22 protein-coding genes are annotated in these 21,750 nt (G+C 54.9%); 14 read left to right on the forward strand and 8 right to left on the reverse strand.

Annotated features, from left to right (window positions below; all coding sequences use genetic code 11):
• Window positions 1-17 precede the first annotated feature (17 nt).
• Both LG203_RS08285 and LG203_RS08290 read right to left on the reverse strand, forming a co-directional pair.
• The gene (locus LG203_RS08285) at window positions 18-632 is read right to left on the reverse strand and encodes an HdaA/DnaA family protein (protein ID WP_230345341.1); all 615 of its coding nucleotides are present in this window, start codon (window positions 630-632) and stop codon (window positions 18-20) included.
• A gap of 53 nt (window positions 633-685) precedes the next feature.
• Window positions 686-1,765 carry an AI-2E family transporter gene (locus tag LG203_RS08290; RefSeq protein ID WP_230345342.1) on the reverse strand — a complete coding sequence of 360 codons (1,080 nt, stop codon included), beginning with the start codon at window positions 1,763-1,765 and terminating at the stop codon, window positions 686-688.
• 100 nt (window positions 1,766-1,865) lie between these two features.
• Here LG203_RS08290 and purM point away from each other — a divergent pair, with 100 nt between their 5' ends.
• From purM to LG203_RS08330, 8 genes are all read left to right on the forward strand, one after another.
• Window positions 1,866-2,885, forward strand: coding sequence for a phosphoribosylformylglycinamidine cyclo-ligase (gene purM / locus LG203_RS08295; protein WP_230345402.1), 1,020 nt, complete (start codon window positions 1,866-1,868; stop codon window positions 2,883-2,885).
• Window positions 2,886-2,946: 61 nt separating this feature from the next.
• A complete protein-coding gene (locus tag LG203_RS08300; protein WP_230345343.1) occupies window positions 2,947-3,651 on the forward strand; it encodes a DUF3108 domain-containing protein in 705 nt (234 codons plus the stop codon).
• Window positions 3,641-4,678, forward strand: a complete 1,038-nt coding sequence (locus tag LG203_RS08305; RefSeq protein ID WP_230345344.1) for a DUF3108 domain-containing protein — start codon at window positions 3,641-3,643, stop codon at window positions 4,676-4,678. Before LG203_RS08300 ends, LG203_RS08305 begins: the two co-directional genes overlap by 11 nt.
• Window positions 4,675-5,967: an RsmB/NOP family class I SAM-dependent RNA methyltransferase gene (locus LG203_RS08310; protein ID WP_230345345.1), complete on the forward strand. Its 1,293-nt coding sequence runs from the start codon at window positions 4,675-4,677 to the stop codon at window positions 5,965-5,967. Before LG203_RS08305 ends, LG203_RS08310 begins: the two co-directional genes overlap by 4 nt.
• 70 nt (window positions 5,968-6,037) lie before the next feature.
• Complete coding sequence (locus LG203_RS08315) at window positions 6,038-7,930, forward strand: M48 family metallopeptidase (RefSeq protein ID WP_230345346.1); 1,893 nt, start codon at window positions 6,038-6,040, stop codon at window positions 7,928-7,930.
• A 22-nt stretch (window positions 7,931-7,952) separates the two neighbouring features.
• Window positions 7,953-9,182: a dicarboxylate/amino acid:cation symporter gene (locus LG203_RS08320; protein ID WP_230345403.1), complete on the forward strand. Its 1,230-nt coding sequence runs from the start codon at window positions 7,953-7,955 to the stop codon at window positions 9,180-9,182.
• Between the two features lie 202 nt (window positions 9,183-9,384).
• A complete protein-coding gene (gene azu / locus LG203_RS08325; RefSeq protein WP_230345347.1) occupies window positions 9,385-9,834 on the forward strand; it encodes an azurin in 450 nt (149 codons plus the stop codon).
• Window positions 9,835-10,088: 254 nt separating this feature from the next.
• Window positions 10,089-11,018 carry a DMT family transporter gene (locus LG203_RS08330; RefSeq protein ID WP_230345348.1) on the forward strand — a complete coding sequence of 310 codons (930 nt, stop codon included), beginning with the start codon at window positions 10,089-10,091 and terminating at the stop codon, window positions 11,016-11,018.
• Between the two features lie 18 nt (window positions 11,019-11,036).
• On the opposite strand, the gene ampD is transcribed toward LG203_RS08330, so the two are convergent.
• A complete protein-coding gene (ampD, locus tag LG203_RS08335; protein ID WP_407665380.1) occupies window positions 11,037-11,570 on the reverse strand; it encodes a 1,6-anhydro-N-acetylmuramyl-L-alanine amidase AmpD in 534 nt (177 codons plus the stop codon).
• Between the two features lie 94 nt (window positions 11,571-11,664).
• On the opposite strand from ampD, the gene LG203_RS08340 reads away from it, so the two are divergent.
• Window positions 11,665-12,666 carry a sodium:calcium antiporter gene (locus LG203_RS08340; RefSeq protein WP_230345350.1) on the forward strand — a complete coding sequence of 334 codons (1,002 nt, stop codon included), beginning with the start codon at window positions 11,665-11,667 and terminating at the stop codon, window positions 12,664-12,666.
• A gap of 119 nt (window positions 12,667-12,785) precedes the next feature.
• Here the strand turns inward: LG203_RS08340 and LG203_RS08345 are convergent, their stop codons facing one another.
• Genes LG203_RS08345 through LG203_RS08355 form a run of 3 tightly spaced genes read right to left on the reverse strand, consistent with a single transcriptional unit; the run spans window position 12,786 to window position 15,931 of the window.
• Window positions 12,786-14,117 (reverse strand): sigma-54-dependent transcriptional regulator, encoded by a 1,332-nt coding sequence (locus LG203_RS08345; RefSeq protein WP_230345351.1) that lies wholly within the window; start codon window positions 14,115-14,117, stop codon window positions 12,786-12,788.
• Complete coding sequence (locus tag LG203_RS08350; protein WP_230345352.1) at window positions 14,110-15,699, reverse strand: two-component system sensor histidine kinase NtrB; 1,590 nt, start codon at window positions 15,697-15,699, stop codon at window positions 14,110-14,112. Before LG203_RS08350 ends, LG203_RS08345 begins: the two co-directional genes overlap by 8 nt.
• Entirely contained in the window at window positions 15,689-15,931 is a 243-nt protein-coding gene (locus LG203_RS08355; protein WP_230345353.1) for a PP0621 family protein, read from the reverse strand. Before LG203_RS08355 ends, LG203_RS08350 begins: the two co-directional genes overlap by 11 nt.
• Before the next feature lie 198 nt (window positions 15,932-16,129).
• Here LG203_RS08355 and LG203_RS08360 point away from each other — a divergent pair, with 198 nt between their 5' ends.
• Genes LG203_RS08360 through LG203_RS08375 form a run of 4 tightly spaced genes read left to right on the forward strand, consistent with a single transcriptional unit; the run spans window position 16,130 to window position 17,975 of the window.
• Window positions 16,130-16,723, forward strand: a complete 594-nt coding sequence (locus LG203_RS08360) for an RNA polymerase sigma factor (RefSeq protein WP_230345354.1) — start codon at window positions 16,130-16,132, stop codon at window positions 16,721-16,723.
• Window positions 16,720-17,094, forward strand: coding sequence for a DUF3619 family protein (locus tag LG203_RS08365; protein ID WP_230345355.1), 375 nt, complete (start codon window positions 16,720-16,722; stop codon window positions 17,092-17,094). The genes LG203_RS08360 and LG203_RS08365 overlap by 4 nt, the downstream gene beginning before the upstream one ends.
• A complete protein-coding gene (locus LG203_RS08370; RefSeq protein WP_230345356.1) occupies window positions 17,070-17,516 on the forward strand; it encodes a DUF3106 domain-containing protein in 447 nt (148 codons plus the stop codon). The genes LG203_RS08365 and LG203_RS08370 overlap by 25 nt, the downstream gene beginning before the upstream one ends.
• 33 nt (window positions 17,517-17,549) lie before the next feature.
• Window positions 17,550-17,975: an RDD family protein gene (locus tag LG203_RS08375; RefSeq protein WP_230345357.1), complete on the forward strand. Its 426-nt coding sequence runs from the start codon at window positions 17,550-17,552 to the stop codon at window positions 17,973-17,975.
• Window positions 17,976-17,980: 5 nt separating this feature from the next.
• On the opposite strand, the gene lptG is transcribed toward LG203_RS08375, so the two are convergent.
• Both lptG and lptF read right to left on the reverse strand, forming a co-directional pair.
• Window positions 17,981-19,051 carry an LPS export ABC transporter permease LptG gene (lptG, locus tag LG203_RS08380; protein WP_230345358.1) on the reverse strand — a complete coding sequence of 357 codons (1,071 nt, stop codon included), beginning with the start codon at window positions 19,049-19,051 and terminating at the stop codon, window positions 17,981-17,983.
• Complete coding sequence (lptF, locus tag LG203_RS08385; protein WP_230345359.1) at window positions 19,048-20,148, reverse strand: LPS export ABC transporter permease LptF; 1,101 nt, start codon at window positions 20,146-20,148, stop codon at window positions 19,048-19,050. The genes lptG and lptF overlap by 4 nt, the downstream gene beginning before the upstream one ends.
• A gap of 93 nt (window positions 20,149-20,241) precedes the next feature.
• Between lptF and LG203_RS08390 the strand changes: the two genes are divergently transcribed.
• On the forward strand, window positions 20,242-21,747 hold the full coding sequence (locus tag LG203_RS08390) for a leucyl aminopeptidase (protein WP_230345360.1): 1,506 nt from the start codon (window positions 20,242-20,244) through the stop codon (window positions 21,745-21,747).
• Window positions 21,748-21,750 lie beyond the last annotated feature (3 nt).

The following is a 21,750-nucleotide window of genomic DNA, read 5'->3' on the forward strand; positions in this document are numbered from 1 at the left end:
TCTGTTGCCGAGGGTCGTCACGACAGGCTTAGCAACTGCCGCAACAATGGCAGCGTCACCGGGCGTTTGTAACTGAGTGACCATTCATCCAGGGCATCGAGCGTGGAAACCAGCGTGGGCAGATCACGACGCAAGTGGCGCAGGCAATAATCCAGCACTTCATCCGGCAATCGCATGCCGCGTGCAGCTGCATGCTGGCGCAAGGCCAGGGCTTTTTCTTCATCGCTGAGCGGATGCAGCTGATAGCTAAGCCCCCATGCCAGGCGCGTGGCAAGGTCATCACGGAGCTGCATGGCGGTTGGTGCAGCGATGCCAGCAGCCACCAGCACGCCTTCACCAGCACGCAGGTGGTTGTAGCTGTCAAACAAGGCAATCTGCTCTTCATTGCTCAGCAGGTGTACATCATCCGCACAGATCACATGCACGCCCAAGGCTTCGCCCGCGCGGTTGCAGGCATGCAGCAGATGGCTCTTGCCGCTGCCCGTTTCTCCCCACAGATAGATAAAGCGTTGCGGACTTTGCCCTTCCAGTGCAGCACGCAGGCTGTGCAGGGCCTCTGCATTGCGGCCTGGAACAAAATTGTCCAGGCTGGGCAAGGCGGATGGTTGAATGTCGAGCAGTAACTGTTTCATGGCATTTAGCCGCAGAGCGGCAAGAGTGAGGCCTGCATTTTATGTGAACCTGCTTAATGCAGGTAGATATCGCTATTGAGATAGGCACGCTTTGCATGACGCAGGCCGACGGCAATCGCGGCGCTGACAGGCAAGGCCAGCAGGATGCCGGTAAAGCCGAACAATTGACCGCCAGCCAGCAGGGCAAAAATCACCATGACAGGATGCAGGCCTATACGGTCTCCCACCAGCCAAGGCGTGAGCCACATGCTCTCCAGCATCTGACCAATACCAAACACCGCGATGACCGGAACATACTGGGCAAAGGTGGTGAACTGAAGCACCGATGCCAATGCTGCGAGCAGCATGCCAGTGCCGATGCCCAGGTAAGGCACAAAGCCAAGCAAGCCTGCAATGAGACCGATGGGCAGCGCCAGCTCCAGCCCGGAAAGCCAGAGACCGGTCGCATAAAAGGCGCTCATCAACAGCATGACGGATAACTGCCCGCGTAAAAATTCCGCCAGCATCATGTCGACTTCACGGGCAATTTCCACGGTTTTGGCATACCAGCGGCGTGGCAGCAGCTGGTCAAACCGATTGAGGATATCGTGCCAGTCGCGCAGCAGATAAAACAGCACAATCGGGATCAACACCAGGTTGGCCAGCCAGGCAAAAAGGGCTAGCCCGTGGTCGCTGAGTGCCAGCAAGAACTTGCCCACGAAATCACTGGCAGATTTCCAGTTGCTGCTGATCACTTGCTGGACTTTGGCAGCATCAATATCTACCGCGACGCCGAAATGCTGCAACAGCCAGGGCTCAATGCGCGTACGCAAGCTGGTAATGTAGGTCGGCAGTTTTTCCATGATCAGCATGAATTCGCGTTGCATCATGGGGATCACGATCAGCAGCAAGATGCAGATGATGGCAATCAACATCAGCATGACCAGCAGTGAGGCGATAGTCCGCCCCCATGTGAACTGCCAGAGGCGTACCTTAGCCAGTCTGTCGACCAGTGGATTGCAGATATAGGCGAAAATGGCGGCAATCAGAAACGGCGCCATGATGGGCAGCAGCAGATATACCACCAGCAGGAACAGGCCGCCGAGCAGAATCACGCGGTAATCAGGCAACAGGTTTTCTCGTTTGGCGGTCATTTCGGGTAAAATTATATTTAATTACTGTAATTTATCTTGTGGAAAGCGAGAACTCAACTTGAATTCTGATCAAACCAACGGTGGTGCCGCACCAACTTCAATGAGCTATCGCGACGCCGGTGTCGATATCGAAGCCGGCGATGCGCTGGTCGAGGAGATCAAACCGTTTGCCAAGCGTACCATGCGCCCCGAAGTTTTGGGCGGAATTGGCGGATTCGGCTCGCTGTTCGAAGTCCCGAAAAAATTCAAAAACCCTGTGCTGGTTTCCGGTACCGATGGCGTGGGCACCAAGCTCAAGCTGGCATTCCAGCTGAATAAGCACGACACCGTGGGCATTGATCTGGTGGCCATGAGCGTGAACGATATTCTGGTGCAAGGCGCTGAGCCCCTGTTTTTCCTGGATTACTTTGCCTGCGGCAAGCTCGAAGTCGGCGTTGCTGCGCAAGTGATCAAGGGCATTGCGCTGGGCTGTGAACAGGCCGGCTGTGCGCTGGTGGGCGGCGAAACCGCTGAAATGCCTGGCATGTATCCCGCAGGTGAATATGACCTCGCCGGGTTTGCCGTGGGTGCGGTCGACAAGGAAGCCATCATTGACGGAACTACCATTGCGGCGGGTGACGTCGTGCTGGGTCTGGCGTCCAGCGGGGCGCATTCCAACGGTTACTCACTGATCCGCAAGCTGATCGATAAATCCGGCATTGACATGGATAGCGATTTCCATGGCAAGCCCTTCCGCGATGTGGTGATAGCGCCTACCCGTATTTACGTCAAGTCCCTGCTCAAGTTGCTGGCAGCCATGCCGGTCAAGGGCATGGCTCACATTACCGGTGGCGGCATTACGGAAAATATCCCGCGCGTATTGCCTGCCGGGCTGACCGCTGAAGTTCGCCGCGACAGCTGGACCCTGCCGCCCTTGTTCCAATGGCTGCAGGCGCAAGGCAACGTGGTTGATGACGAGATGTACCGTACTTTCAACTGTGGCATTGGCATGGTGGTGATTGTGTCAGCTGCGCAGGCGCCAGAGGCAATCAAGCTGCTGGCAGATGCTGGTGAGCAGGTATGGCAGATTGGCCAGATTCGCGTTCAGCAGCCTAACGAAGCGCCTACGGTCGTGGTGTAATCGCCGGAACGAAAACCAGCGGCTATCGTCACATGGACATCGCTCACTTCAAGTAGACATCATGCGCTATCTTTCATTACGCAATTCCATACTCACGGCTTGTTGCCTGCTGGCGGCGTCGGTTGTGCACGCTGCGCCGCGCCAGGTGGAGCTGGTGTATGAAGCCACCCGCAATGGCCAGCCATTCGCCACGGTGACCGAGACCTTTCGTCAGGAAAATGGCCGTTACCGCATTGAAAGCGTGACGCAGGGTGTAGGCGTGTACGCCTTGTTTGGCAAGCGCCGCCTGCTGAGCGAAGGCGAAGTGACCGAGCAAGGGCTCAAGCCCAGCCACTTCGAGCTGCATCAGGGCGACAACGATAAAAAATCGTTGCTGACAGACTTCGATTGGGCCCAGAACCAGCTCAATATGCAGGTGAAAGGCAAGACTGTCACCGCACCCCTTGAGCCAGGCGCCCAGGATCTGGCCAGTTTCATATACCAATTCATGTTCCGCCCACCTGTAGGGGAGGATGTGAATATGCCGGTGACAACGGGCAAAAAGCTGCGCAGTTATCACTACCGGGTGACGGAGCGCGATGTGCCGCTTGATCTGCCCGGCGGCCATTTCAAGACGCTGCATCTGGTCGATGCCACGCCGGAGGGCGAGGACAGCAAGGAATTCTGGCTGGCGACAGACCAGCATTACCTGCCGGTCCGTCTGGAAATGCGCGATGACAAAGGTGCCAAAATCGAGCAGATTCTGACCAGCGTGCATGCGGAATAAGCAAGACGATCCTCAGCGCAAGTACTACCTCCGCTATGCCCTGGCCCTGCTGATTTCATTGCTGTTGCATGTGGTGTTACTGGGAGGGCTGGATCTCAGACTGCCAGATCTGCCCTCTGCCCCCAGCACCATGCAGGTGGAGATGATGCCTGCGCCCTTGCCCAAACCATTGCCCCCGGCTATTAAGCCCAAACCTAAAAAAGCGGCCCCGGCAGCAGTGCCGGCGACTCCGCAGGATGCTACGCCCGCTGTGGAGGCGCCTGCAGAGACGGCTCCATCAACACTTGCGGAGGCTGGTGATGCCGTTACCACCCCCGTGCTCGAGGAAAATGAACCGCAGGAAGAAGTGACCGAGGCCCCACCTGAGCCGATCCGGCCTGATCCAGTGAATTACGTGGAGATGGATTACGAGGTAAAGCGCGGCGGTCAGCCGGGCGCCATTGGCAAAGCGCATGTGCTTTTCAACATGCATGATGGGAACCGATATACGCTTAGTAGTGAAACTGAGGCCCAGGGTCTGGCCTCGTTATTTGTTCGCGGCAAGCTGGTGCAGCGTAGCGAGGGCATTGTCACTGAGCATGGGTTGCAGCCCCAGCATTTTTTCTATCAGTACGGTAGCAACGATGCCAAGGCACAGCTCGCCGAGCTGGATTGGGACAACCATACGATTGCCATGCGAAGCAGCAAGGGGCTGGTGACGCAGGCCCTGCCAGCGGGGACGCAGGACTTGCTGAGTTTCATGTATCAATACATGTATCAGGATCCTCTAGCACAGATGCAGATCGCGGTGACAAATGGCAAGCGACTGCGTACCTACAGTTACAGTTTTGACGGAGAGGAGCAGGTACAGACCCGCATGGGCGAAGTGCGTGCCTACCATATCAGTAAATCCAGTGGTAATGAGAAAACCGAGCTTTGGCTCGCGGTCGACTATCGTTATCTGCCTATTAAAATACGTATAACAGACGAGGACGGTACAGTGCTTGAGCAGATTATGACCAGGCTGAATACCGATATCATGAAATGAAAAACATCCATCCCCAATTACTTCGCTTTGCTGGTACCGCGCTGGCCGATATTCTGGCGGGCACCGGCCCCGCCGATGCCGTGCTCGGTTCTTTTTTCAGGAATAATCGCGAGCTTGGCACCAAGGATAGAGCCTTTGTGGCCGAATCCGTCTATGGCGTCTTGCGCCGCAAGCGCTTGCTATCCTATCTTGCCGATGGGGATGATCCGCGCAAGCTACTGGTGGCCTGGCTGGTGCGTGTGCAGGGCATGAGCCTGCGCGATCTGGAAGACACGCTTAATACTCAGCAAAAAGAATGGGCGCAAGAGATCAAGGCCAAAAATACCGACAATCTCAGCCTGGCGATTCAAGCTGATATGCCGGATTGGTTATGGGAAAAGCTCAGTGCCCAATACGGCGATGAGCAGGCGCTCACTATTGCACGCAGCATGCAGCAGCAAGCCATGATGGATTTGCGCGTCAATACCATCAAAGCCACGCGCGAAGATGTGCTGGCCAAGTTCATCAGCGAAAATACCCAGCTGAATCAGGACACCATCGTGCCGACCCCGCTCTCGCCGACGGGTATACGCTTGCCCCAGCGCATGAACATCAGCCGGCATATTCTGTTCACCGAAGGCAAGGTGGAAGTGCAGGATGAGGGCAGTCAGCTGCTCGCGCATCTGGTAGCGCCACGTCGCGGTGAGATGATTGCCGATCTTTGCGCGGGTGCCGGGGGCAAGACCCTTGCCATGGGCGCACTCATGCGCAATACCGGCCGTCTGTATGCATTTGATATATCCGAAAAACGCCTGACCAATCTGGGCCAGCGTCTCAAGCGTTCAGGCCTGTCCAACTTGCACAGCCAGCTGATCAGCAGCGAGCAGGATGCCAAACTGAAGCGCCTCAATGGCAAGTTCAACCGTGTGCTGGTGGATGCGCCATGTAGCGGCCTGGGCACTCTGCGTCGAAATCCAGATTTGAAATGGCGGCAAACGCCGCAGGATGTGCTGGAGCTCACTGGCAAGCAAGCCTCTATTCTGGCGCGTGCTGCCAAGCTGGTAAAAGCGGGCGGCCGCCTGATTTACGCCACATGCAGCCTGCTCTCCGATGAAAACGAAGCCATAGCCACCGCATTTTTGGCAGCCCATCCGGATTTTAAATTGATTCCTGCCAATGAAGTCCTGGCCCAGCAGCAGATTCCAGTGGACACTGGTGAGTACCTGAAACTATTGCCTCATCTGCATCAGACCGATGGCTTCTTTGCTGCCGTGTTTGAAAAAACTGCACCTCCTTCATCCGCTGAATGACCTCGCATTACTCCGCGCATTCTGAGGTAATATTTATTCCATAATAATTCTGCCTCGGGAGCGCGGAAACATGGATGCAATGCTGTTCACGCAGTTGGTCAATCGACTCGAAATCCTGGCACAAAGAAACCCGGCCCGATATCGCTGGCAAGTCGCGATGGTTGCATTACTGGGTTTTTTTGTACTCGCGCTCGCCGTGTTGTTTGCCTTGATTCCCTTAGCAGTCCTGGTCCTCTTGGGCATTCTTGTGGTTGCCACTGGCGGCAAGGCCCTCATTCTTCTGCTTAAGCTGGGCAAGCTGCTATTGCTGCTGGTGTGGCCAGCCTGGATGATGCTGAAGACATCATTCAGTATGCTGACTACCCGATTTCCTCCTCCCCAAGGGCGTATGCTCAGTGTAGATGACGCACCGGTGCTGTTCGCCCGAATCGCGGAGTTGCGTAGTCGCATGCGCGGGCCAGCAATTCACCGCGTCATGCTGACAAATGAAATGAACGCCGCCATCTTGCAGCATCCCCGTTTTGGACTATTTGGTTGGGAGCAAAACTACCTGATCCTGGGTTTGCCTTTGTTACAAGTCATGAGCGAAGAGGAGGCGCTGGCGGTTATTGCACATGAATATGGTCATCTGTCAGGTCATCATAGCCGTTTCGGTGGCTTCATCTATCGCCTGCGTTCTGCATGGGGAAGGTTGCAGACGCTTTCAGAGCAATGGCAGGATTGGGGTTCACGACTGATCGCGCGTCTTTTCCGATGGTACGCGCCTTACTTCAATGCCTACACCTTCGTTTTCGCCCGTCAGAATGAATATCAGGCAGACCAATCCTCGGTCGAGCTGGTAGGGACTGAGCCTGCTGCCAAAGCCTTGATGAGGGTCAATATTGCCAGCCAGTTCGAACACGAAATTTTCTGGCCTGAGGTTGAGCGGCAGGTGTTGACGGAGCCGGAACCTACCGCAAAACGTAGCCATTTCTGGATGCATCTGATGCAGGAAAGGCTGGATGCAGAAACCCGGACACGATTTTTTGAGAATGCCATGAAGCAACATACGGACCATTTGGATACTCATCCTGCGTTGGCCGACAGGCTTGCGGCAATCGGATATGCGGTAAATGAGGAGCATGTCGAGAGCATGGCTGTCCCCCTGCAGACTGCCGCCATGGCGTGGCTACAAATATCTCTCCTGGATGAGTTTGATACCCAGTGGAGAGATAGCGTGCGTCCACAATGGCAGGAGCGGCATCAGTACTTTCAGACCAAACGCGAAAAGCTGCAGGACTTGCAATCACTGGACAATCCAGATGCAGATCAGCGGTGGGAGATGATTGTTGCACAAGAGGAGTTGAAACTTGTCGATAATACAGGCGCCATGGTGCATGCCTTGCTTGCGGAGCATCCTGAGTATTTGCCAGCGCGCTTCCGGCGAGGTGTGGTCCTGTTGCAAGCGGGTGATGAGCAGGGTATTGCCGATCTGGAATTTGTCATGGAGCGTGATGTTGCTACAACATCAATCGCATGCGAGGCCGCTTGGCGATATTATCGCGATATCGACCATGAAAAAGCTGCTCATTACCAGGAACGCTGGCAGGCACGGGAGGATTACCTTCAAAGAGTGAATCAGGAGCTGTCGCATTTACCGTCGAATGCAGCGCTGGAAGTGCATCAAGTTGCTGAAGCTGATATTGACCAGATAAAGCTCATTCTCCAGCGGAACCGCCAGCATATTCGCCGAGTATATTTATTGCGGCGAAGGCTGGTCGCGGATCCAGAGTTGTTCGATCATGTGCTGGCATTTGAAACATCCTGGTGGACTCTGGGAGATAAGGCGCCTAAGGTCTTGAAAGCATTGACTGGTGAGAGTTATCCATTCAGCATGTTCATCATCAATCTGAAGGCGGATAGCTGCAAGCCATTCAGAAAAAAAATCAGAAAATTAAAGGCCCAGCCAATTTTTATTGTGTGAATCTTGAAACCAGGAGAGCACCATCAAACTCAGCCTCAATAGCCAGATTTTTCTTGCCGCATTTTTTGGTGTAATCGCTGGGGGCATGCTAGGGGCATTGCCCGCAGACTCTTCTCTCAAGCTTAATGTGCTATATGCCTTTGCTTTGCTGGGTGGCGTATTCATCGACCTGCTCAAGATGGTGTTGATCCCGCTGGTATTCACCTCGATTGTGGTCGGAGTAGCCAATCTTCAGGCGCATCGACAGGTACACCGGGTGTGGATCGGTACGCTGGGTTTTTTCATATTATCCATGATGCTGGCTATCGCGCTGGCACTGACCGCAAGCAATATCTTCAAGCCTGGTGAAGGCATGCAGCTGGCCATGTTCCAGGATGCCATGCAGAACTTCGAAGCCCACCGGATGACCATGTCCGAGTTTTTCAAGCAATTTCTGCATGAGTTGTTCATCAATCCCTTCGCTGCACTTGCCAATGGCAAGGTGCTGGCCGTGGTGATTTTTGCCTTGTTCATGGGGATCGCGCTGGTGGTGGGCGGCGAGCGCTACCAGAACATACACAAACTGCTGCAGGAAGCCCAGGAACTGGTCATGCGCATTGTCGGCTGGATCATGCATCTGGCGCCGCTGGGAATCATGGCGTTGCTGGCGCAGCTGGTGGCCAATCAGGATCTGGGCCTGTTGCAGACCATGGGGAAATTTGTCACGCTTGTTGTGGCAACCACGCTGATTCATGGTGTCATCATCCTGCCGCTGTTACTTTACCTGGTCACTGGGGTAACACCATTGCACTTCTGGCGCAGCGCGCGTGAAGCGTTGGTGACGGCCTTTGCTACCAGTTCGAGTTCGGCGACTTTACCGGTGACCTTGCGCTGCGTGGAAAACAAGCTTCACGTAAAGCCGGAAATCGCCGGGTTTGTCATTCCTCTGGGGGCCACCATCAATATGGATGGCACCGCGTTGTATGAGGCCGCTGCCGCTTTGTTTATTGCGAACCTAGCAGGGATAGAACTCGGGATGGGCCAGCAATTGGTGGTGTTTTTTACCGCCATGATCGCCGCCATGGGCGCGCCTGGTATCCCCAGTGCGGGGATGGTAACCATGGTGATGGTGTTGCAATCGGTAGGGTTGCCAGCGGAAGCCATCGCCATTTTGTTACCCATAGACCGCTTGCTGGATACCTTGCGAACCACTGTGAATGTAGAGGGTGATATGGTGGGCAGCCTGATCGTGCAGAAGCTGGTGCAGCGTTAATCGATCTGACGTGCAGCTGCAGCCATCTCAGGCTGTTACGCATAACCATTAACCCTTACTCCACAAATGCCAGTCAAGCCGAGACTGGCATTTTTTACGGGCATGTATGATAATGATTCTCATTAGCCAGCGATGTCCCGCAGAAAAGCAGGGCTGTAAGCCAACAACTCCCTACTTTAGCTCAGTAAAAAGGACATTCATTATGCGTTTATATCGTTCCCTCGCGCTTGTTATCGGTTTTGCATCCAGTCATGCCATGGCGGCTGCCTGCAGTGTGGATATCGAAGCCAATGATGCCATGCAGTTCAACACCAAAGCCGTCGAGGTTAGCAAAAGCTGCAAGGAATTCACCGTTAATCTCAAGCATACCGGTACCATGGCCAAAGCCATGATGGGTCACAACTGGGTATTGGCCAAAGCCAGTGATGAAAAGGCTGTGCTTACCGATGGCGCCGCCGCCGGATCAGCGAATGATTACGTCAAGGCAGGGGATACGCGCGTGATTGCGCATACCAAGCTGATTGGCGGCGGCGAGAAAGATAGCGTCAAGTTTGCTGCCAGCAAGCTCGCTGATGGCCAGGATTATGTGTTTTTCTGCTCTTTCCCCGGCCATGCCTTCATGATGAAGGGCAGTGTGAAACTGGTTAATTAAGCTGAATTTCACCAAGGCTTAAGTCAGGACCGGGGCATCATCCAAACACACCGGTCTTGACCTTATAACAGGCACTCCCTTATAGTGCCGCCTCCATGAAAAAACAAATAGCGATCATTTCCGTCATTAACCGCAAAGTGCTGTGGCTGCGTGCCACCCAGTGCTGCGGTTGCTATTTGTCCTGAATTTTGCAACCGCGGGCTCTCCGCGGTTGACTAGTGTCTATTCTCGTTGAGCCCAGAACTGGGTCAACGATGTCTATGTTTAACAGCTCACGCTTTTCTTCTCCTATGGCGGGTATTGCCATGGTATTGCTCGCCTCAGTGGCGGTGTCATCCAAGGCCATTATCGTCAAGCTGGCGTATGTGTATCCGGTAGATCCGGCTACGCTGATTGCCCTGCGTATGGCGTTTTCCGTTCCCTTTTTTGCTGCATTGGCGTGGTGGTCAGCGAGGCAGGATAGTCTGGCAACACTCTCCTTGCGCCAATGGATGGCGGTGCTGGGGCTGGGTGCCATTGGCGGATATGGTCCCATGTGGCTGGACTTTGCCGGGTTGGCGTATGTCAGTGCAGGCCTGGAGCGCATCATCCTGTTTCTTTACCCCACCATGGTGCTCATGTTTTCTGCCTTGATGTTCAGGCAGGCGATCGGCCGCCGCGAGTTATTTGCCGTGGTAACGGGCTATGCGGGCGTCGGCCTGGTGGTGGGGCATGATATCGAGTTTGTGCACGGTACTGCGGATGTGGTCTTCATGGGGGCTACGCTGGTATTTGCCAGTGCGGTGTTGTATGCCGCATATCTGGTGTTGAGTGGCAAGTTGATTCCGCAGGTTGGTGCGTCGAGGTTTACCGCCTATACCATGCTGGTGGCGACCTTTACCAGCGGCATGCATTACGCAGGCAGTCAGCATGTGGTGAGCTGGTCTCAGCTGCCTGACGAGGTATATCTGCTGAGCTTGCTGATGGCGGTGGTGGCGACGGTGTTGCCGGCGGTATTGCTCAATATCGGTATTCAAAGGCTGGGCAGCAACCGCGCGTCGCTCATCAGCTCCATCGGCCCGGTATCGACCATTTTTCTGGCCTGGATATTTCTTGGCGAGCACATCACCTGGTTGCAGCTGGGGGGTACCGCGCTGGTCATGGCTGGGGTGCTGGCCGTTAGTCTTGGCCGCAAATCCACATGAAGGATATGAACGGGGAGGTTATGTGATCTGTGACCAGTCAAAGCCGGGGCCGGGATCGGTTTTGCGACCAGGCGCGATATCCGAGTGCCCGGCAATGCCTGCAATAGGATAGTGTTTTTTAAGTGCGGCGATCAGCTGCTGCAATTGTGAGTATTGCGCTTTGGTAAAGGTATCGGTATCGCACCCCTCCAGCTCGATGCCTACGGAAAAATCATTGCAGCGCTCCTGTCCCTGCCATTGCGACACCCCGGCATGCCAGGCGCGACGGCCACACGGAACAAACTGCAGCACGCTACCATCGCGGCGGATGAGAAAGTGCGAGGAAACCTTGAGCGTATGAATCTCGGCGTAGTAAGGGTGCGCAGCCGGATCCAACTGGTTGGTGAATAATTCGATAATGCCGTTCCCACCATACTGCCCGGGAGGCAGGCTGATATTGTGGATCACAATCAGCTTGATCTGGGCTTCATCTGGCCTGGCGTCATGGTTGGGCGAGGCAATAAATGTCGCCTGATTCAGCACGCCGTCTGCGTTAATTTCGAGGGCTGTCATGTTGGCGTTCATGTTATCCGATAAAATCCTGAAATTCATCGCGTGCCCCACGGGCTACGCACCTTGACCGATACTGAAGAAATGGATGCAAACCATGGTATTTTTTGAATTGTTCCTCATGCTGATAGTGATTCTAATCGCAGCAGAGGTGTTTACCAATGCGCTGGAGCATCTGGGAGAAAAGCTGGGGATTTCGGAAGGGGTGACAGGCTCATTGTTCGCCGCTGTCGGCACGGCCTTGCCGGAAACCTCCGTGCCTTTGCTGGCCTTGCTGGCAGGCACGCAAAACCTGCAAACCAACGAAGAAATTGGCGTAGGGGCCATTCTTGGCGCACCTTTGATGCTGGCCACCCTGTCCATTTCCTTGATGGCATTTGCTGTGCTCAAAAAGCGCGGCGCCCAGGGCCGCTTTCATCCGGAAAAAACCGGCTTGAGACGTGATCTGGACTTTTTCATCGTGGCCTTCTCGTTTGCCGCGCTGGCCCTGTTCATTCCCCATACCCAGGCGGCTATCCGCGCTGCGCTGGGTTTTGGCATGGTGCTGATCTACTTCATCTACATCTTGTTGACGATACGCGCTTCCAAGCATCTGGTGAGCAGCGGACATGGGACCGAAGCCGAGGAGCCGATGTTTCTCTGTCGCCTTGGCCTGCCCAATAACACTGTCATAATCGTGCTGCAGTTGGCCTTTGGTCTGGGTCTGCTGGTAGCCGGGGCAAAAGGCTTTATCCATGGCGTGGAAGAAGCGGCACACATTATCGGGGTATCGACGCTGTTGCTATCCCTGCTGATTATTCCAATTGCGACTGAATTGCCTGAAAAGGTGAACAGCATCCTGTGGGTGCGCAAAGGCAAGGATACCCTGGCTTTTGGCAACATTACCGGCGCCATGGTGTTTCAGGGCACGCTGCTGCCTGCCATTGGCATCATGCTGACGCCCTGGGAACCTCGGGTGGAAGTGTTATCCGGTCTGGTGATTACCCTGCTGGCCGCCATCTGGTTGCGTGTATTGGTGGCGCGTGGCGGTATCAAGATCTGGCATCTGTGGGTCAATGGCCTGATGTATCTGATTTACCTTGGTATCGTGTTGCTCTGAGCCCCCAGTTTAAATCTTCAAGCTTGGACGCGTTAACCCCGGCCTTGGCTTGAGTTTCAACTAGGCAAGCTTATCGCTTCCAGCCTGCTGCCCCGTGGCAGGCTGGTGCGCTGATCCCCTTAGTCCTCATCCTCATCACTATCGCTGTCTTTACCCAAGCCTAGCTTGGAAAGCCGATAGCGCAAGGTGCGAAAACTGACCCCGAGCAGCTTGGCGGCAGCCGTCTTGTTATGGCCGGTTTTTTCCAGCGCGTTCAGAATCGCCTGCTTTTCTATGCTTTCCAGATAATCAGGCAACGGCAGGCCATTGGCTTCAATTTCGAGCGCGACCCGCTTGCTTTCAGTTTGCAGGCGCAAATCGGCGGGCTGCAGGCTACGTCCATCATGCAGGGTGAGCGCACGTTCGAGTATGGTTTCCAATTCGCGTACATTACCCGGGTAGTAATGTTGTAGCAGCATTTGCTGGGTTTCGCGCGCAATCAGCGGAACATCTATCTTCTGGGCCTGGCATAAGCGTTTTAGCAAGTATTGACTGATCGGGGCAATATCTTCCGGAATATCGCGCAGGGCAGGCAGGTCAAGCGCAATCACATTGAGGCGGTAATAGAGGTCCTGGCGGAATTGGCTGCGTTCCATCATGGCCGCCAGATTGCGTTGCGAGGCGCTGATGATGCGGACATCGATATTTTCTTCCTTGCGCTGCCCTGGTACCGAGATTGTTTTATCCTGAATGGCGCGTAGCAGGCGTACCTGGCTTGCCAGTGGCAAGGCAGCGATTTCCTTGAAAAACAGGGTGCCACCTGAAGCTTTCTGTAGCGCGCCGGGTTCATCTTCATCGCCAAAGATTTCTTTTTCCAGGTGCTGTTCGGGGATAGCACTACAGTCGAGTGTAATGAATGCGCCGCTCTGGCGGGAGCTGGCCTGGTGGATCAGCCGTGCTACCAGTGACTTTCCGCTGCCGGGTTCGCCACTGATAAAGACGGGCGCCTGATTGCGGGAAAGCTTGGTAATGGTGGCGCGAATCTGTTGCAGGGCGGCTGATTCGCCCACCAGGCTGGGGCCTGTGACATTGCCTGCCGCATTGGGCAGGTTGAGCGCGGATTGCACCAGGGGTCGCAATTGTTGCAGCGAAATGGGCTTGGTGATGTAATCGAACGCCCCGGCCTTGAGGGCCGAAACTGCATTATCCGCACTGCCGTAGGCGGTGATAACCGCGACTGGCAGCCCGGCATGGTGCTGATTGATGTATCGCACCAGGTCCAGCCCGTTGCCGTCAGGTAGCCGCATGTCGGTGAGGCACAGGGCATAAGATTTTTGCCGCAGCATGAATTTGGCATCATCAAGATTGGCTGCGCTGTCGGCTTTCAGGCCCATGCGTGTCAGCGTCATGACGATCAGTTCGCGAATGTCGTGTTCATCATCCACGACGAGGCAGTTGAGTGGGTTAGCCATTTTTTATAGTCATCGTAAAGAGGCTGCCTTGCGGAGTGGAGCTGCATTCCAGCCGCGTATTGTTGGCCTGACACAATTCGCGGGCGATATACAATCCCAGACCGGTTCCGGTTGCCTCGGTAGTGTAAAAGGGTTCAAACAAGTGTGGCATCACATCAGGCGCAATGCCTGGCCCATCGTCGCGAATCGCAATGCGTATTGCGCGTGAGCGCGATGAGCGGCGAATTCCCAGATGCAGGCTTCCCTCCTGCTTTTGCCCGTGACGCCAGCCATTGCGGCAGATGTTCCACAATATCTGGTTGAGGTGCCTGTGGTCAAACATCACGATGTGGGCGCCAGGCTGGATGTCGAGCACAAATCCGCTGGCGGGGATGTTTTCCACCTGACAGAACTGCTCGTGGAACGCCTGTATGAAGCTGTCCAGCGCCACGGCCTGCTGCTGGGTGCGGTCACGCCGGTTTAACTCGAGCACATCCGTCACAATGTGGTCCAGCCGTTCCGCATTGTCGGCGATGATGCTGAGTAATTTTTGCGAACCAGGATCAGCAATATCCTCCTGCAGCAACTGGTTTGCATGGCTGATGGCGCTCAGCGGGTTGCGGATTTCATGCGCGATGTTGGCTGTCAGTTTGCCTAACGCTGCCAGTTTGATCTGGTGTGCTTGGGTTTGTATCTGGCTCCAGTCCTCAATGAAGATCACAGCGCCCTGATCGCGCTGGTGGTTTAGAGGCATGAAGCGCAAGCGGAGGTCATGATGCGCACTCTGTAGTTTAAAGATGGACTCTTGCTCGGTGTGATCATTCATCCAATCCTGCATCAGTGCAGCGACTTCCGGCAAGGCTTGCAGGTTGGTGGGGGCTGGTGCTTCGGGATCCAGCCCCAGCAGGGTGATGGCTTGCTGGTTATGGTGCCGTAGTTGCATGGCATGGTCGACGACCAGAACGCCATCGTGCATTTCTTCAATAATCAGCGCATTGATCTGTGCCATGCTGGCAAGATCGACGCCACGCTCTGATGCCAGCTTCTCGCTCTCACGGGCACGCTTTGCGAGGCTATGCGCCAGCCAGGCCGTGGCGTAGCAGCTCAGGCTAAGCATCACGGCATGCGAGTAATCGACGATGCTTTCCTGCCAATGCAGCAACTGGTAGGTTTGCTCCAGCAACAGCGCAATGGTGGCAAGAGACGCATAAAAGAGGGCCAGCCGTCCGCGACTGATCATGCTGGCGGCCGCAATTGCCACTACCAGCAGCAAACCCAGGCCATTGCGTATGCCGCCCGAGGCATACATCAGCATGATGATGAAGCCGATATCCATCACTACCAGCGTTGTCAGCTGAGTTGAGAAGCCTGGTTTCTTCAAGCCTGTGAAGATAATCGCCACCAGGCTGATGCCGAGGTAGCCAAGCGCGATCTGGAAATACAGGGCTTTGTTGAAGTTTTCCCAGAAAGGCAGGTCATCCAGAAACTGGAACGATCCGACAAAGATCAGGGCAATGGCGAGCCGGTAAAGATTGAATAACCCCATCGGCCGCCAGAAGGCACGCTTCTCTATGGTGTGGGATGCCTCCAGGCTACTGCTCATGATCGCCCGTTTGGTTGTTGCTGTGCAGTTGGGCGTGCGCCTCGCTGCAGTAATCTGTTTGCGCTATGCGCACGCTTTCACTTAGTGGCAGATGTACCCCGCAGTGCGCGCACTTCACCATCTTTTCCTCACCAGAAGGTCGTGTATCGCGTGAATCAAGATTTTTTGCATAGCGCTTGAGTATGCTGTAAACCAGCCATGCAGCCACGGCGAGCAGTAATAATTTTGCCATTGCGAATTTGCTACCTGATTGAGTGACTAATATCTTAATTGATTTTTACAATTCGACGGCAAGGATCGAAACTCAACTGTTATACTGCATTGGCCAGGAGCGACCGGGAATGCGGCTCAGGCCCCGTTCAAGCGCTGTTTATATCTCAAGAACATGCCCGTCCGTACCCAATACATTATGTCTGTAACTGCATAGAAAATGGCAACAGCTCAGGAACTCTCAAACTTTCTAGCCGAAGTGGAACGCCGCGCGTATCGCCAAACTGCTTATGCAGTCCGTGACGAGCATGCTGCGCTTGATATCGTCCAGGATGCTATGCTCAAGCTGGCCGAAAAATATGGCGCACGGCCTGCGGCAGAGTTTCCCATGCTGTTTCAGCGTATTTTGCAAAATACCATGCGTGATTTCTGGCGTCGGCAGAAGGTGCGCAATCTCTGGACCTCTTTGCTTTCCTCATTTGGGGGCCATTCCGCAGATGATGACGAGCATGATCCTCTGGAAACCCTGGAAACCGGCCAGCGTAGTGAAGATGAGCCTGAGGCGCAGCTTGAGCGCAGTCAAACGATTGCTATAATTGAACGTGCGATAGAAAAACTGCCTGCACGTCAACGGGAAGCTTTCCTGATGCGTTACTGGGAGGATATGGATGTCGCCGAAACTGCCGCTGCGATGGGATGCTCAGAGGGGAGCGTCAAGACCCATTGCTCCAGAGCAGTGCATGCGCTTGCCGCAACATTACAACACTATGGATTTAATCAACAGGGACTCAAGAAACCTGGAGCCGGATCATGAACCAGCAAGAATCTACTGTAAAGCTTGTCGTTCAGGCACTAGATGCCAGTGTCGAAAACCTGGATGACGATGTCATTCGCCGTCTGGCGACGGCCCGTGAGCGCGCAGTATCGGCCATGCAGCCGCAATGGCAGGCGGCGGGCCATGCAGGTGTGTTCCACAGTCTCGGCAATTATGTGTTGCATCATCGGCTGATGACATCTGCGGCATTGCTGCTGGGCGCGCTGGCGCTGGGCTTTATCGTCACTCAGCATGTCATCGGCCAGCACCAGCTGGAGCAGGGTGACGCATTTTTGCTGGGGTCCGAGTTGCCGCCTGAAGCATATCTGGATAAAGGGTTTGATACATGGCTGCAACAAAACGCGCGCTAGGCCTGCTGTTGCTGGTCCTGCTGAGTGGGCCGGCCTGGGCAGAGGATAGCAAGAGCGTGATGTTGAAATGGTCGCAACTCACGGAAGATCAACGCAAGGTATTGAGCCCGCTTTCCAAAGAGTGGGATACCTTGCGCCCCTGGCAACGCGAGAAAATGCTGGATATTGCCCGTGACTACCCCAAGATGAATGCCAAGCAACAGGCGCGTGTTCAGCAGCGCCTGAATGACTGGAGTCGCATGACGCCCTTCGAGCGCGAGAATGCACGCAAGAAATACCAGCAGTTCCAGTCCTTGCCGCCCGAAAAGCAGGAAGAATTGCGCAAGAAATGGCGCGAATACCAGAGCCTGCCTGAAGCTCAGCGTGAAGGCTTGCGCCGCGAGCAGCCCGATCTTTACGACGCCAACGAACTTGATAACTAGCTCCCGCCAAGTCTGGCCGGGCCCACTTTGCTAATGACGCTACCTGATTCCCCCCGCTGGCCACGCCGCATTGCTGCCATGCTCTATGAGGCTCTGCTGCTGGTGGCCATCCTGTTTTTTGCCACCTTCCTGTTTGTCATCTTGCTGGGCAGCGCAACCGAGCCGCCGGCGCGCTACATTCTGCAGGGATATTTGTGGCTGGTGGCAGGTGGCTATCTGGTGTGGTCGTGGCGGCACGGGGGGCAAACGCTGGCCATGCAGACCTGGCGCATTCGCGTTACCAATCGCCAGGGTGCAGCACTGGACTGGCGTCAGGCTTGCTTGCGCTATGTCCTCGCCAGCGTGTTTTTTGGGGTGGGGTTTTTATGGGCCTTGTTTGATCGTGAAGGCCTGTATCTGCATGACCGCCTGACGGGTTGTCGCCTGCAACTGGAGCCACCCAAGCGGCCTTCAAAGTAGAACAGCTAACGGCGCTCCGCCATGAACAGCATGGTCAGGCCTGCGAGCAGGAAAAGCAGCGTTGGTACCACCGCACTCATGAGGGGGGACCAGTCGTTGAGCAGCCCAAGGTGAACAAACACGCGGTTCAGTACCTGATACACAATGCCCAGCATGATCCCGGCAAAAATCTTGGCACTGGCGCCTCCTGAGCGTTGTTGCAAGAAGCCAAATGGCAAGGCCAGCACAACCATGACCAGCGATGCCAGTGGATATACCATTTTTGACCAGAGGGCGATTTCATGCCGTGAGGTTTTCTGCTTGTTGGCGCTCAAGTGGTGGATGTAGAAATACAGATTCCATGCGGACATTTTTTCCGGCACCACCAGAAGTACATTCAGCAATTCTGGTCGGATAAGTGATTGCCATTGGGCCTGTGGGAAAAACTCGGATTTGACGGTTTTATCCAGAAAGTGCGTCTGTTGCACATCCTTCAGATGCCAGTTTTCCCCATCGAAACGGCCGGTTTTCGCATCACTGATGGTGCGCAGGTGAAAGGTGTCATCAAATTCATAAATGTGGATATTCATGAGTCCCGAATCGGGCATCACTTCTTCCACATTGACGAAGCTGCGGCCATCTTTCACCCAGAGACCAGAGCGAAAGTCCTGCGCCACGACGGAATCCGTCGCCTGGATACGCAGGCGCTGTGCGGTTTTTTCGCTATAAGGGGTAACAAATTCACCGACAAAAAAAGTGATGACGGCGAAAATCAGGCCGACTTTCAGCAGCGAGCGGGCAATGGTCGCAATCGAGATGCCGCTGACGCGCAGGATGATCAGCTCGGAATGCCGTGATAGTTGGCCCAGTGCATACATGGTGCCGACCAGCACGGCGACGGGCACCACTTCATAGACGTGCCCTGGCGCGCTCAGCAGCACAAACAGAAGCACCTTGTTCAGACCATAGGTGCCTTTGCCTATGCTTTCCAGCTCCTGGATCAGGTCAAAAAACGAGAACATGGCGAGCAAGGCCACCATGATCAGCATGATGCTGGAAACGATTTCCTGCGTCAGATAACGCTTAAGCAGTTTCATGACTTGAACCAGCTCAATTTCCAGAACGCCGGGATCAGCGGGCGTTGCAGCAGGCGGCGATAAAACATCCAGATGGTCAGCAGCAGGAAGAACACATGCACCGGCCATAGCCCGACGACCGGATTGAGTTTGCCTTGCGTGAGCCAGGCTTGCACGATGCTGAGCAGGTTGTTGTAGATGATGTAGATCAACAAGGCCAGCATCATGTTGGCGGAGCGGCCGGAGCGGTTATCCACAAAGCTCAGGGGAATGGCCAGTAACACCAGCAAGAATGCGGAGATGGGGATGGCGAGGCGCCATTGCAACTCGGCGTTGTTGGCCGGGTTGTGGTTTTTCAGCAATTCCAGGCTATCCAGTGCTGCGGTGCCCGGGGGCTGTTCCTTGACTTCGGTAGGCTCAATCCGAATGGAGTAACGCTCAAACTCGGTCGTGGAAAATTCCGCTGTATTCGGCTTGCCTTCATAGCGACGACCATGTTCCATTACCAGGAAGTTGTCGCCATTGTCGGCCTCGGTGCGGTGCCCCTGGCTGGCGACCACCACGCCCAAGCGCTGGTGCTGAACCGATTGTACGAAAATGTTTTTGACGACATTGCCCAGCTCGTCAAAGCTCTCGACAAAGAATACGCGATCGGCGTTACGCGATTCCTTGAATACACCGGGGCTGATCGAAGCAAGCTCATCCCGGCTTTTCAGCTGATCGCGGAATTCCGAACCTTTATTGGTGGCCCATGGCGTGACGAACAGGCTAAGCACCGCAATGACGGCTACGACCGGAGTGGCGAATGTCAGTACAGGGCGTATCCAGCCCGCCAGCCCCATGCCTGAGCTGAACCAGACCACCATTTCACTATCGCGGTGCCAGCGTGTCAGTGTCAGCAACACCGCGAGGAAGATGGTGAGGGAAAGAATCATGGGCAGGAACTTCAGCATACTGAAGCCCAACAAAGTGTTGATGGCGTCGCTTGCCAGGCTGCCTTTGGCGGCTACGCCAATATAGTAGGCAACACGTTGCGCAATCACGATGCCAAAAAGCACCAGGAAAGCGCCGATAGCGGTGCCCACAAGCTCTTGCAGCAGGGATCGTTTGAAGAGCATAGGCTTAATTAAATGGTCTTGTGATCAAGGATTTTGAGTTACAGCGAAAACGCAGGATAATCAAAAGAAGCTTAATAAAAAGGATAACTTGGAATGGAATTTAGCATAAAAACCGGCAATCCGGAAAAGCAACGTAGTGATTGCATCGTCGTGGGTGTATTTGATACGCGCAAATTGAGTGAGGCCGCGGTGGTACTGGATCGTGCTGCCGAAGGTTATCTGACCACGGTACTGGCGCGCGGCGATCTCGACGGCAAGCTGGGTTCCTGCCTGATGCTGCATAGTGTGCCTGGTATCGCCAGTGATCGCGTATTGCTGGTTGGCCTAGGCAAGGCAACTGAATTCAAGGAGCGCGAATATCGTCAGGCGGTGCGTGCCTCGTTCAAGGCGTTGAGTGGTACCAGCGTCAAGAGCGCCAGCACCTATCTGGCCGATTTGCCGGTCAAAAAACAGGATGCGGCATGGAAATCAGCTCAGATCGCAGAGATCGGGCAGGACGTGGATTATCGGTTTGATGTCATGAAGGGCAAGGCAGCACAGGAAGAAAAGGCAAAATCCGCCAAGCGTGTTGCCAAGGTGGCCGTGGCCTTTATCGAAAAGTCGGAAGGCAAGCTGGCTGAGAGCGGTCTCAAGCAAGGCCTGGCATTGGCCGCGGGTGTGAGCCTGACCAAGGATCTGGGCAACCTGCCGCCAAACATATGTACGCCTACTTACCTTGCCGATCAGGCCAAGGCGATGGGCAAGCAATATGGTTTGCAGGTTGAAATATTGGATCGCGACCAGATCGCCAAGCTGGGCATGGGCTCCTTCCTCGGCGTGGCGCAGGGCAGTGCGCAACCACCTAAACTGATTGTGCTGCAGCACAAAAAGGGCAAGAAGAGCCAGAAGCCTGTCGTGCTGGTTGGCAAAGGCATCACGTTTGATACCGGTGGCATCTCCATCAAGCCCGGCGCCGAAATGGATGAAATGAAATACGACATGTGCGGCGCAGCCAGTGTGTTAGGTACTTTCAAGGCGATTGCAGAAATGGATTTGCCGCTGAACGTCGTGGGCGTAATCCCGACCTGCGAAAACATGCCGGACGGCACCGCCATCAAGCCCGGTGATGTATTGACCAGCATGTCTGGCCAGACCATTGAGGTATTGAACACCGATGCCGAAGGCCGCCTGATTCTGTGTGATGCGCTGACCTATGCTGAACGCTTTGAGCCAGCCGCCGTGGTCGATATCGCCACGCTGACCGGCGCTTGCGTGATTGCCCTTGGTCATCATGCCAGTGGCTTGTTCAGTAACAATGACAAGCTGGCACAAGAGTTGTTGGCAGCAGGTGAAACGGCACACGACCGTGCCTGGCACATGCCGTTGTGGGAAGATTACCAGCCGCAGCTGGACAGCAACTTTGCCGATATGGCGAATATCGGTGGCCGTGCAGGCGGCAGCATCACTGCGGCCTGCTTCCTGTCGCGTTTCACCAAAAAATACGAGTGGGCCCATCTGGATATCGCCGGTACGGCCTGGAAATCTGGCAAGGACAAAGGCGGTACGGGCCGTCCAGTGCCATTGCTGACCGAGTTTCTGGTGAAGCGGGCTGCCAAGTAATCC

This window comes from Methylovorus mays (assembly GCF_020531915.1).
GTDB lineage: Bacteria > Pseudomonadota > Gammaproteobacteria > Burkholderiales > Methylophilaceae > Methylovorus > Methylovorus mays.